This window comes from Terribacillus sp. DMT04 (genome assembly GCF_019056395.1).
Classification (GTDB): Bacteria; Bacillota; Bacilli; order Bacillales; family Amphibacillaceae; genus Terribacillus; species Terribacillus aidingensis_A.
On sequence record NZ_CP077639.1, the window covers coordinates 128,955 to 141,460 of the forward strand.

Genomic DNA, 12,506 nt, shown 5'->3' on the forward strand with positions numbered 1-12,506 from the left:
CGTAATTGGTTGTTTGTTCAGTTTTGAGAGATCAATCTCTCTTGTGAACCTTGAAAACTAGATAAGAAACAACATGCCAGAACATCAAACTTTAAAGCAATGACAATTTTTATTGTCGCGAATTTTTAGCATCATGCGTTTAATTAGTTAAGTGAAGAAGGGCGCACGGTGGATGCCTTGGCACTAGGAGCCGATGAAGGACGGGACTAACACCGATATGCTTCGGGGAGCTGTAAGTAAGCTTTGATCCGGAGATTTCCGAATGGGGGAACCCACTATTCGTTATTGGATAGTACGTATCACTGAATACATAGGTGATATGAGGCAGACCCGGGGAACTGAAACATCTCATTACCCGGAGGAAGAGAAAGAAAAATCGATTTCCTGAGTAGCGGCGAGCGAAACGGAATTAGCCCAAACCAGAAGGCTTGCCTTCTGGGGTTGTAGGACACTCCTTTGGAGTTACAAAGAAACCATGTAAATGAAGCGGCTTGGAATGGCCCGCCATAGAAGGTAAGAGCCCTGTATTTGAAATGTGGTTTCCTCCGGAGTGTATCCTGAGTACGGCGGAACACGTGAAATTCCGTCGGAATCCGGGAGGACCATCTCCCAAGGCTAAATACTCCCTAGTGACCGATAGTGAACCAGTACCGTGAGGGAAAGGTGAAAAGCACCCCGAAAGGGGAGTGAAATAGAACCTGAAACCGTGTGCCTACAAGTAGTCGAAGCCCGTTAATGGGTGACGGCGTACCTTTTGTAGAATGGACCGGCGAGTTACGATCCCCTGCAAGGTTAAGTTGTATAGACGGAGCCGCAGCGAAAGCGAGTCTGAATAGGGCGATATAGTAGGTGGTCGTAGACCCGAAACCGTGTGATCTACCCATGTCCAGGGTGAAGGTCAGGTAACACTGACTGGAGGCCCGAACCCACGCACGTTGAAAAGTGCGGGGATGAGGTGTGGGTAGGGGTGAAATGCCAATCGAACACGGAGATAGCTGGTTCTCTCCGAAATAGCTTTAGGGCTAGCCTCAAAGGATGATGGTTGGAGGTAGAGCACTGATTGGACTAGGGGCCCTCATCGGGTTACCGAATTCAGTCAAACTCCGAATGCCAATCAATCTACTTTGGGAGTCAGACCATGGGTGATAAGGTTCATGGTCGAAAGGGAAACAGCCCAGACCGCCAGCTAAGGTCCCAAAGTGTGTGTTAAGTGGAAAAGGATGTGGCGTTGCTTAGACAACCAGGATGTTGGCTTAGAAGCAGCCATCATTTAAAGAGTGCGTAATAGCTCACTGGTCGAGTGACGCTGCGCCGAAAATATACCGGGGCTAAACACACCACCGAAGCTGCGGATTGACATCTACGATGTCAGTGGTAGGAGAGCGTTCTAAGGGCGGTGAAGGTCGATCGTGAGGACGGCTGGAGCGCTTAGAAGTGAGAATGCCGGTATGAGTAGCGAAAAAAGAGTGAGAATCTCTTTCATCGAAAGCCCAAGGTTTCCTGAGGAAGGCTCGTCCGCTCAGGGTTAGTCGGGGCCTAAGCCGAGGCCGAAAGGCGTAGGCGATGGACAACAGGTTGATATTCCTGTACCACCTAAATCCGCTTGAACGATGGGGGGACGCAGGAGGATAAGGAAAGCGCGCTGCTGGTCATGCGCGTCCAAGCCGTGAGGAAGTTGAGCAGGCAAATCCACTCAACAATATTCCAGGCGGTTATGGGGAGGGAAATTTAGTACCGAAGTTCCTGATTTCACACTGCCAAGAAAAGCCTCTAGTGAGGAAATAGGTGCCCGTACCGCAAACCGACACAGGTAGGCACGGTGAGTAACCGAAGATGATCGGGAGAACTCTCGTTAAGGAACTCGGCAAAATGACCCCGTAACTTCGGGAGAAGGGGTGCTTCTTTTTAGGAGAAGCCGCAGTGAAAAGGCCCAAGCGACTGTTTAGCAAAAACACAGGTCTCTGCAAAGCCGTAAGGCGAAGTATAGGGGCTGACACCTGCCCGGTGCTGGAAGGTTAAGGGGAATGGTTAGGGACTTCGTCCCGAAGCTGTGAACCGAAGCCCCAGTAAACGGCGGCCGTAACTATAACGGTCCTAAGGTAGCGAAATTCCTTGTCGGGTAAGTTCCGACCCGCACGAAAGGTGCAACGACTTGGGCACTGTCTCAACGAGAGACCCGGTGAAATTATACTATGCGTGAAGATGCGCATTACCCGCGACAGGACGGAAAGACCCCGTGGAGCTTTACTGTAGCCTGATATGGAATGTTGGTACAGCTTGTACAGGATAGGTGGGAGCCTTAGAAACCGGAGCGCTAGCTTCGGTGGAGGCATCCGTGGGATACCACCCTGGCTGTATTGACATTCTAACCCAGAACCGTTATCCGGTTCGGAGACAGTGTCAGGTGGGCAGTTTGACTGGGGCGGTCGCCTCCCAAAGAGTAACGGAGGCGCCCAAAGGTTCCCTCAGAATGGTTGGAAATCATTCGTAGCGTGCAAAGGCAGAAGGGAGCTTGACTGCGAGACCTACAAGTCGAGCAGGGACGAAAGTCGGGCTTAGTGATCCGGCGGTGCCGTATGGAAGGGCCGTCGCTCAACGGATAAAAGCTACCCCGGGGATAACAGGCTTATCTCCCCCAAGAGTCCACATCGACGGGGAGGTTTGGCACCTCGATGTCGGCTCATCGCATCCTGGGGCTGTAGTCGGTCCCAAGGGTTGGGCTGTTCGCCCATTAAAGCGGTACGCGAGCTGGGTTCAGAACGTCGTGAGACAGTTCGGTCCCTATCCGTCGTGGGCGTTGGAAGTTTGAGAGGAGCTGTCCTTAGTACGAGAGGACCGGGATGGACGCACCGCTGGTGCACCAGTTGTTCCGCCAGGAGCATAGCTGGGTAGCTACGTGCGGAAGGGATAAGTGCTGAAAGCATCTAAGCATGAAGCCCCCCTCAAGATGAGACTTCCCATCATTTTAAATGAGTAAGATCCCTCAGAGACGATGAGGTAGATAGGTTCGAGGTGGAAGCGTGGTGACACGTGCAGCTGACGAATACTAATCGATCGAGGACTTAACTAAAAACGAAAAGCGGAAAAGGCCGTTTAGAAACGTAAGGATAAGCAAGAGGCCGTAAAGGGGAATTTTCCCTTGGAGGGCTATTGCTTATACTGGAGTTTCTGGCCTTTGGAGCTGGATCTAGCTCAACGCAGCTAGACGTTAGTAAGTCAACGCCAAAGACCAAGCACTTCGGTGCTTGGCAGCGCATGAGATGTAACAGCATGAAGTTTCTTATCTAGTTTTGAGGGTTTTCCTCAAAAAAAGTGTTGCTTTTTCTTCAGAAACAAGGTATAATATATCTTGTCCTTAAGAAAAGGACAAACATTAATATCCGATCTGGTGGTAATAGCGAAGAGGTCACACCTGTTCCCATGCCGAACACAGTAGTTAAGCTCTTCAGCGCCGATGGTAGTTGGGTTCGCCCTGCGAGAGTAGGACGCTGCCAGGTGGATATATAATCCGGAGGATTAGCTCAGCTGGGAGAGCATCTGCCTTACAAGCAGAGGGTCGGCGGTTCGAGCCCGTCATCCTCCACCATTAGCCGGTCTAGCTCAATTGGTAGAGCAACTGACTTGTAATCAGTAGGTTGGGGGTTCAAGTCCTCTGGCCGGCACCATTGGGAGCCATTAGCTCAGTTGGTAGAGCATCTGACTTTTAATCAGAGGGTCGAAGGTTCGAGTCCTTCATGGCTCACCATTTAATTCAATACTGTGCGTATTTAATCTATGCGGGTGTGGCGGAATTGGCAGACGCGCTAGACTTAGGATCTAGTGTCTTTATGACGTGGGGGTTCAAGTCCCTTCACCCGCACCATTTAGATTAAACGCGGAAGTAGTTCAGTGGTAGAACATCACCTTGCCAAGGTGGGGGTCGCGGGTTCGAATCCCGTCTTCCGCTCCATAACTACTTAAAAGACTAATTCAGCTTGCCGGGGTGGCGGAATTGGCAGACGCACAGGACTTAAAATCCTGCGGAGGGTTCCTCCGTGCCGGTTCGAGTCCGGCCCTCGGCACTTTAATAATGCGCCCGTAGCTCAATTGGATAGAGCGTTTGACTACGGATCAAGAGGTTAGGGGTTCGACTCCTCTCGGGCGCGCCATTACGGGAAGTAGCTCAGCTTGGTAGAGCACTTGGTTTGGGACCAAGGGGTCGCAGGTTCAAATCCTGTCTTCCCGACCACTTTCACTTTAATTACGGGGCCTTAGCTCAGCTGGGAGAGCGCCTGCTTTGCACGCAGGAGGTCAGCGGTTCGATCCCGCTAGGCTCCACCATTATATTGATCTTTGAAAACTGAACAAAACAACCAATTACGAACTAAACGACATGGTCTTTTATAAGATCAACGTCAGCGCAAGAAGCAAAGTATCACACTTTCATGGAGAGTTTGATCTTGGCTCAGGACGAACGCTGGCGGCGTGCCTAATACATGCAAGTCGAGCGCAGGAAGCTAGATGACCCCTTCGGGGTGATTCTAGTGGAATGAGCGGCGGACGGGTGAGTAACACGTGGGCAACCTGCCTGTAAGACTGGGATAACTCCGGGAAACCGGGGCTAATACCGGATAGTATTTTCTTTCTCCTGATTGAAAATGGAAAGACGGTTTCGGCTGTCACTTACAGATGGGCCCGCGGTGCATTAGCTAGTTGGTGGGGTAATGGCCCACCAAGGCGACGATGCATAGCCGACCTGAGAGGGTGATCGGCCACACTGGGACTGAGACACGGCCCAGACTCCTACGGGAGGCAGCAGTAGGGAATCTTCCGCAATGGACGAAAGTCTGACGGAGCAACGCCGCGTGAGCGATGAAGGCCTTCGGGTCGTAAAGCTCTGTTGTCAGGGAAGAACAAGTACGAGAGTAACTGCTCGTACCTTGACGGTACCTGACCAGAAAGCCCCGGCTAACTACGTGCCAGCAGCCGCGGTAATACGTAGGGGGCAAGCGTTGTCCGGAATTATTGGGCGTAAAGGGCGTGTAGGCGGTTTCTTAAGTCTGATGTGAAAGCCCACAGCTTAACTGTGGAGGGTCATTGGAAACTGGGGAACTTGAGTGCAGAAGAGGAGAGTGGAATTCCACGTGTAGCGGTGAAATGCGTAGATATGTGGAGGAACACCAGTGGCGAAGGCGACTCTCTGGTCTGTAACTGACGCTGAGGCGCGAAAGCGTGGGGAGCAAACAGGATTAGATACCCTGGTAGTCCACGCCGTAAACGATGAGTGCTAGGTGTTAGGGGGTTTCCGCCCCTTAGTGCTGAAGTTAACGCATTAAGCACTCCGCCTGGGGAGTACGGCCGCAAGGCTGAAACTCAAAAGAATTGACGGGGGCCCGCACAAGCGGTGGAGCATGTGGTTTAATTCGAAGCAACGCGAAGAACCTTACCAGGTCTTGACATCCGCTGATAACCTTGGAGACAAGGCATTCCCTTCGGGGACAGCGTGACAGGTGGTGCATGGTTGTCGTCAGCTCGTGTCGTGAGATGTTGGGTTAAGTCCCGCAACGAGCGCAACCCTTGATTCTAGTTGCCAGCATTCAGTTGGGCACTCTAGAGTGACTGCCGGTGACAAACCGGAGGAAGGTGGGGATGACGTCAAATCATCATGCCCCTTATGACCTGGGCTACACACGTGCTACAATGGATGGTACAAAGGGCAGCAAGACCGCGAGGTTAAGCAAATCCCATAAAACCATTCTCAGTTCGGATTGCAGGCTGCAACTCGCCTGCATGAAGCCGGAATCGCTAGTAATCGCGGATCAGCATGCCGCGGTGAATACGTTCCCGGGCCTTGTACACACCGCCCGTCACACCACGAGAGTTGGTAACACCCGAAGTCGGTGAGGTAACCTTTTGGAGCCAGCCGCCGAAGGTGGGATCAATGATTGGGGTGAAGTCGTAACAAGGTAGCCGTATCGGAAGGTGCGGCTGGATCACCTCCTTTCTAAGGATAATTGGAACTACTACTTCGTAGTAGACAAGTCGTAATTGGTTGTTTGTTCAGTTTTGAGAGATCAATCTCTCTTGTGAACCTTGAAAACTAGATAAGAAACAACATGCCAGAACATCAAACTTTAAAGCAAAGACAATTTTTATTGTCGCGAATTTTTAGCATCATGCGTTTAATTAGTTAAGTGAAGAAGGGCGCACGGTGGATGCCTTGGCACTAGGAGCCGATGAAGGACGGGACTAACACCGATATGCTTCGGGGAGCTGTAAGTAAGCTTTGATCCGGAGATTTCCGAATGGGGGAACCCACTATTCGTTATTGGATAGTACGTATCACTGAATACATAGGTGATATGAGGCAGACCCGGGGAACTGAAACATCTCATTACCCGGAGGAAGAGAAAGAAAAATCGATTTCCTGAGTAGCGGCGAGCGAAACGGAATTAGCCCAAACCAGAAGGCTTGCCTTCTGGGGTTGTAGGACACTCCTTTGGAGTTACAAAGAAACCATGTAAATGAAGCGGCTTGGAATGGCCCGCCATAGAAGGTAAGAGCCCTGTATTTGAAATGTGGTTTCCTCCGGAGTGTATCCTGAGTACGGCGGAACACGTGAAATTCCGTCGGAATCCGGGAGGACCATCTCCCAAGGCTAAATACTCCCTAGTGACCGATAGTGAACCAGTACCGTGAGGGAAAGGTGAAAAGCACCCCGGAAGGGGAGTGAAATAGAACCTGAAACCGTGTGCCTACAAGTAGTCGAAGCCCGTTAATGGGTGACGGCGTACCTTTTGTAGAATGGACCGGCGAGTTACGATCCCCTGCAAGGTTAAGTTGTATAGACGGAGCCGCAGCGAAAGCGAGTCTGAATAGGGCGATATAGTAGGTGGTCGTAGACCCGAAACCGTGTGATCTACCCATGTCCAGGGTGAAGGTCAGGTAACACTGACTGGAGGCCCGAACCCACGCACGTTGAAAAGTGCGGGGATGAGGTGTGGGTAGGGGTGAAATGCCAATCGAACACGGAGATAGCTGGTTCTCTCCGAAATAGCTTTAGGGCTAGCCTCAAAGGATGATGGTTGGAGGTAGAGCACTGATTGGACTAGGGGCCCTCATCGGGTTACCGAATTCAGTCAAACTCCGAATGCCAATCAATCTACTTTGGGAGTCAGACCATGGGTGATAAGGTTCATGGTCGAAAGGGAAACAGCCCAGACCGCCAGCTAAGGTCCCAAAGTGTGTGTTAAGTGGAAAAGGATGTGGCGTTGCTTAGACAACCAGGATGTTGGCTTAGAAGCAGCCATCATTTAAAGAGTGCGTAATAGCTCACTGGTCGAGTGACGCTGCGCCGAAAATATACCGGGGCTAAACACACCACCGAAGCTGCGGATTGACATCTACGATGTCAGTGGTAGGAGAGCGTTCTAAGGGCGGTGAAGGTCGATCGTGAGGACGGCTGGAGCGCTTAGAAGTGAGAATGCCGGTATGAGTAGCGAAAAAAGAGTGAGAATCTCTTTCATCGAAAGCCCAAGGTTTCCTGAGGAAGGCTCGTCCGCTCAGGGTTAGTCGGGGCCTAAGCCGAGGCCGAAAGGCGTAGGCGATGGACAACAGGTTGATATTCCTGTACCACCTAAATCCGCTTGAACGATGGGGGGACGCAGGAGGATAAGGAAAGCGCGCTGCTGGTTATGCGCGTCCAAGCCGTGAGGAAGTTGAGCAGGCAAATCCACTCAACAATATTCCAGGCGGTTATGGGGAGGGAAATTTAGTACCGAAGTTCCTGATTTCACACTGCCAAGAAAAGCCTCTAGTGAGGAAATAGGTGCCCGTACCGCAAACCGACACAGGTAGGCACGGTGAGTAACCGAAGATGATCGGGAGAACTCTCGTTAAGGAACTCGGCAAAATGACCCCGTAACTTCGGGAGAAGGGGTGCTTCTTTTTAGGAGAAGCCGCAGTGAAAAGGCCCAAGCGACTGTTTAGCAAAAACACAGGTCTCTGCAAAGCCGTAAGGCGAAGTATAGGGGCTGACACCTGCCCGGTGCTGGAAGGTTAAGGGGAATGGTTAGGGACTTCGTCCCGAAGCTGTGAACCGAAGCCCCAGTAAACGGCGGCCGTAACTATAACGGTCCTAAGGTAGCGAAATTCCTTGTCGGGTAAGTTCCGACCCGCACGAAAGGTGCAACGACTTGGGCACTGTCTCAACGAGAGACCCGGTGAAATTATACTATGCGTGAAGATGCGCATTACCCGCGACAGGACGGAAAGACCCCGTGGAGCTTTACTGTAGCCTGATATGGAATGTTGGTACAGCTTGTACAGGATAGGTGGGAGCCTTAGAAACCGGAGCGCTAGCTTCGGTGGAGGCATCCGTGGGATACCACCCTGGCTGTATTGACATTCTAACCCAGAACCGTTATCCGGTTCGGAGACAGTGTCAGGTGGGCAGTTTGACTGGGGCGGTCGCCTCCCAAAGAGTAACGGAGGCGCCCAAAGGTTCCCTCAGAATGGTTGGAAATCATTCGTAGCGTGCAAAGGCAGAAGGGAGCTTGACTGCGAGACCTACAAGTCGAGCAGGGACGAAAGTCGGGCTTAGTGATCCGGCGGTGCCGTATGGAAGGGCCGTCGCTCAACGGATAAAAGCTACCCCGGGGATAACAGGCTTATCTCCCCCAAGAGTCCACATCGACGGGGAGGTTTGGCACCTCGATGTCGGCTCATCGCATCCTGGGGCTGTAGTCGGTCCCAAGGGTTGGGCTGTTCGCCCATTAAAGCGGTACGCGAGCTGGGTTCAGAACGTCGTGAGACAGTTCGGTCCCTATCCGTCGTGGGCGTTGGAAGTTTGAGAGGAGCTGTCCTTAGTACGAGAGGACCGGGATGGACGCACCGCTGGTGCACCAGTTGTTCCGCCAGGAGCATAGCTGGGTAGCTACGTGCGGAAGGGATAAGTGCTGAAAGCATCTAAGCATGAAGCCCCCCTCAAGATGAGACTTCCCATCATTTTAAATGAGTAAGATCCCTCAGAGACGATGAGGTAGATAGGTTCGAGGTGGAAGCGTGGTGACACGTGCAGCTGACGAATACTAATCGATCGAGGACTTAACTAAAAACGAAAAGCGGAAAAGGCCGTTTAGAAACGTAAGGATAAGCAAGAGGCCGTAAAGGGGAATTTTCCCTTGGAGGGCTATTGCTTATACTGGAGTTTCTGGCCTTTGGAGCTGGATCTAGCTCAACGCAGCTAGACGTTAGTAAGTCAACGCCAAAGACCAAGCACTCCGGTGCTTGGCAGCGCATGAGATGTAAAAGCATGAAGTTTCTTATCTAGTTTTGAGGGTTCATTCAATTGAATCTTTGAATTGTCTGGTGGTAATAGCGAAGAGGTCACACCTGTTCCCATGCCGAACACAGCAGTTAAGCTCTTCAGCGCCGATGGTAGTTGGGTTCGCCCTGCGAGAGTAGGACGCTGCCAGGCAAGATGAAAAGCTCCCGATGAGTTAGTGACTAACTTATCGGGAGCTTTTTTGTGTTGCTTCTATACTTCCTGTAACATATGCTCATACTTATTAGTTAAATTTCATATACTTCATAGAGAAAGAAGGGAATCGGGAATGGAACATTTATTTAATGATCAATCACTAACAGTAATGATGAAAATTATCATAGCAGTGTTTCTCTCTGGTGCAATTGGCATGGAGCGAGGAATGGGAAATCACCATGCTGGTTTGCGTACGCATATCTTGGTTGGAGTAGGATCCTGCCTCATGATGATTCTTTCCTTATATGGCTTTACAGCCTTTAGCGAGGAACATGGTTATGTACAATTTGATCCTGCTCGGATACCTTCCTATGTTATTAGCGGGATAGGGTTCTTAGGTGCAGGTACAATTATTGTAAACGGTTCAACGGTTAAGGGGCTCACAACAGCAGCATCTGTCTGGACGGTAGCTGGACTGGGGTTAGTTATTGGGGCCGGTATGTATATGGAAGCCGTCTTTACAACTGTTCTCATTTTATTGATCTTAATCTTTCTAAATAACTTTGAAAAGATGTTTCTGGCGAATAAAAAACAGAAAGCATACCAGCTTGAGATTGAGTTAGATAAAGACGAAACGGTTACACCAATTATGGAAGTATTGGAAAGCCATCATTTAGCGCTTGCAGATATGAAAATGAAAAAGCAGCATGATGGTCGTAAAATGTTATATGTGGGGCTGGAAACGCGGCAAGCATTAAATGAAATGAAGCTCTTTGAGGAATTAACAGACATACCTAATATCCGCACAGTTAGTACTGCGAAAAGTTAAAACCCTTTTGAGGGTTTTTTTCTGTTATTCGAGGCTATGCTAGAAAGGAAGAGTTTTGCATTCCTTCTGCAAAGCGTATATAATAAAGTCAAAGATAGTCAAAGTCAAAAGAAGGGAGGCGGCATGAGTGAGCAACATATCTGACATAATCGAAGCATACTTAAAGAACATTCTGCAATCTGCAGATGAACAGGAAGTGGAGATTAAGCGGAGTGAAGTAGCTAATCGTTTTCAGTGTGTGCCATCCCAAATTAATTATGTTATCAAAACAAGATTCACTGTTGAAAAGGGCTATTTAGTTGAAAGTAAGCGCGGCGGCGGTGGTTATATACGTATTATTCGGGTAAAACACCATACAGCAGCAAGTTTGATAGACGAAGTAATTGCTATGGTCCAACCACGCGTAGCACAGCAAACGGCCAACAGTGTGATTGAAAGGCTAGCAGAAGAGAAAATTCTGACAGAGCGAGAAGCGAAGATTATGTTACGAGCAACAAGCCGGGATACATTAGCCTTTCCGTTACCGCTTCGCGATGAGGTCAGGTCTCGTATCTTGGTATCAATGCTGACTGCTATCAAGTATTAGTCAGATAAGGAGGACGTCTTGATGGAGTGCCAAGAATGTCATATAAGACCGGCAACCTTGCATTTGACAAATGTCATTAACGGTCAGAAAACGGAGATGCACGTATGCGAACAATGTGCAAAAGAGAATGGATATGTATCGTATGGTCAAGAAGGATATTCTTTGCATAACCTATTATCCGGCCTATTTCATATGAATCCTTCTACTATTCAAGATCATAAACAGTTCTCCCAATCGGCAACAGCTCTTGCTTGTCCGAAATGCGGGCTGACTTATCATGAGTTCACTCGCGTAGGGAAATTTGGTTGTGCTTCCTGCTATGAAACTTTCGAGGATAACTTAAATCCGATATTTAGACGCGTACACAGCGGAAACACAAAGCATGAAGGCAAGATACCAAAGCGAATGGGAAGCGGTATTGAGAAAAAACGCAAGATTGCAGCTTACCGGGAATCCATGCAGGAATACATTCAGGCGGAAGAATTTGAGAAGGCAGCAGAAATCCGCGATAAAATCCGCCTTCTGGAACAGCAAGAAGAGGAGGAAAGCTGATGTCGCTTGAGAATTTTATGAGTGATGCAATTAGTCCGTGGATGAAAGAAAATGGACCTGACTGCGATATTGTCATGAGCAGCCGAATCCGTCTTGCTCGTAATTTCGAGAATCGTTCCTTTCCGCTCATCGCCAAAGCAGAGGAGTTAGATGACGTACTCGAGTTCTTTCAGGAGAATTATCAAGATACTGCTTTTGACCATCAGGGATCACTGCAGTTCATTCGTATAGCAGATCTCTCTCCGATAGAAAAGAAAGTACTTGTCGAAAAGCATCTGATTAGTCCGCATTTAGCAGAACATGCGGAAGAGGCAGGAGTTTTGCTTTCTGAGAGCGAACAAGTCTCTATTATGGTAAATGAGGAAGACCATCTGCGTATTCAGCTGTACTTGCCAGGCTTTCAACTGCAAAAAGCATTGAATAAAGCATTTGAAGTTGATGATTGGCTTGAGCAGAAAATAACCTATGCTTTCGATGAAGAAAGAGGTTACCTGACTACCTGTCCAACAAATGTTGGCACGGGCCTTAGAGCTTCGGTTATGATGCACCTGCCTGCTCTTACGATGACGCACCAAATGAACCGCTTGACCCCAGCTATTAACCAGCTTGGTTTAGTTGTTCGCGGTATCTATGGGGAAGGAAGCGAAGCACAAGGCAATATCTATCAGATTTCTAACCAAATTACGCTAGGCAAATCAGAACAAGATATTGTAGAAGATTTGGAGAGCGTAGTTAGTCAGCTGATTGAACAAGAGCGGCAGGCACGCGAGACATTAACGGAGGAACTGAGCATTCAGCTGGAGGATCGTATCTTTCGTTCCTATGGTACATTGCAGTACAGCCGGATTATTGAATCGAAGGAAGCTGCAACGTGTTTATCGGATGTTAGATTAGGTATCGATCTTGGGTATATAGAAGATATGCCGCAATCTATACTTAATGAATTAATGGTTTTGATTCAGCCAGGCTTCCTGCAGCGTTATGCGAAGAGAAGCTTATCTGGCAGAGAAAGAGATGTATTACGTGCATCCCTTATTAGGGAAAGGATGCACTTAGAAAATAACTGAGTGACCAAGGAG

General features: G+C 49.3%; 4 protein-coding genes, 9 tRNA genes and 5 rRNA genes. All 18 read left to right on the forward strand.

Annotated features, from left to right (window positions below):
• Positions 1 to 145 precede the first annotated feature (145 nt).
• The 18 genes from KS242_RS00660 to KS242_RS00745 all read left to right on the forward strand — a co-directional run bounded on the left by KS242_RS00660 (position 146) and on the right by KS242_RS00745 (position 12,494).
• Positions 146 to 3,070: ribosomal RNA gene (locus tag KS242_RS00660) — 23S ribosomal RNA — on the forward strand.
• Between the two features lie 314 nt (positions 3,071 to 3,384).
• Positions 3,385 to 3,497 (forward strand): 5S ribosomal RNA (gene rrf / locus KS242_RS00665).
• 13 nt (positions 3,498 to 3,510) lie between these two features.
• Positions 3,511 to 3,586: transfer RNA gene (locus KS242_RS00670), tRNA-Val, on the forward strand.
• 3 nt (positions 3,587 to 3,589) lie between these two features.
• Positions 3,590 to 3,665: transfer RNA gene (locus KS242_RS00675), tRNA-Thr, on the forward strand.
• A 4-nt stretch (positions 3,666 to 3,669) separates the two neighbouring features.
• A tRNA-Lys gene (locus tag KS242_RS00680) sits at positions 3,670 to 3,745 on the forward strand.
• A gap of 31 nt (positions 3,746 to 3,776) precedes the next feature.
• A tRNA-Leu gene (locus tag KS242_RS00685) sits at positions 3,777 to 3,862 on the forward strand.
• Between the two features lie 12 nt (positions 3,863 to 3,874).
• Positions 3,875 to 3,949 (forward strand) — tRNA-Gly (locus tag KS242_RS00690).
• 27 nt (positions 3,950 to 3,976) lie between these two features.
• Positions 3,977 to 4,061, forward strand: a tRNA-Leu gene (locus KS242_RS00695).
• 10 nt (positions 4,062 to 4,071) lie between these two features.
• Positions 4,072 to 4,148, forward strand: a tRNA-Arg gene (locus KS242_RS00700).
• A 3-nt stretch (positions 4,149 to 4,151) separates the two neighbouring features.
• A tRNA-Pro gene (locus KS242_RS00705) sits at positions 4,152 to 4,228 on the forward strand.
• A 16-nt stretch (positions 4,229 to 4,244) separates the two neighbouring features.
• A tRNA-Ala gene (locus KS242_RS00710) sits at positions 4,245 to 4,320 on the forward strand.
• Between the two features lie 101 nt (positions 4,321 to 4,421).
• Positions 4,422 to 5,983, forward strand: a 16S ribosomal RNA gene (locus KS242_RS00715).
• Between the two features lie 184 nt (positions 5,984 to 6,167).
• A 23S ribosomal RNA gene (locus KS242_RS00720) occupies positions 6,168 to 9,092 on the forward strand.
• 252 nt (positions 9,093 to 9,344) lie between these two features.
• Positions 9,345 to 9,457, forward strand: a 5S ribosomal RNA gene (gene rrf, locus KS242_RS00725).
• Together the 16S, 23S and 5S rRNA genes with 9 tRNA genes alongside form the textbook arrangement of a ribosomal RNA operon.
• Before the next feature lie 136 nt (positions 9,458 to 9,593).
• Positions 9,594 to 10,289, forward strand: coding sequence for an MgtC/SapB family protein (locus KS242_RS00730; RefSeq protein WP_217322593.1), 696 nt, complete (start codon positions 9,594 to 9,596; stop codon positions 10,287 to 10,289).
• 127 nt (positions 10,290 to 10,416) lie between these two features.
• Positions 10,417 to 10,875 carry a CtsR family transcriptional regulator gene (locus KS242_RS00735; RefSeq protein WP_077304012.1) on the forward strand — a complete coding sequence of 153 codons (459 nt, stop codon included), beginning with the start codon at positions 10,417 to 10,419 and terminating at the stop codon, positions 10,873 to 10,875.
• Positions 10,876 to 10,896: 21 nt separating this feature from the next.
• Complete coding sequence (locus KS242_RS00740; RefSeq protein WP_217322594.1) at positions 10,897 to 11,427, forward strand: protein-arginine kinase activator protein McsA; 531 nt, start codon at positions 10,897 to 10,899, stop codon at positions 11,425 to 11,427.
• On the forward strand, positions 11,427 to 12,494 hold the full coding sequence (locus KS242_RS00745) for a protein-arginine kinase McsB (RefSeq protein ID WP_217322595.1): 1,068 nt from the start codon (positions 11,427 to 11,429) through the stop codon (positions 12,492 to 12,494). Before KS242_RS00740 ends, KS242_RS00745 begins: the two co-directional genes overlap by 1 nt.
• Positions 12,495 to 12,506 lie beyond the last annotated feature (12 nt).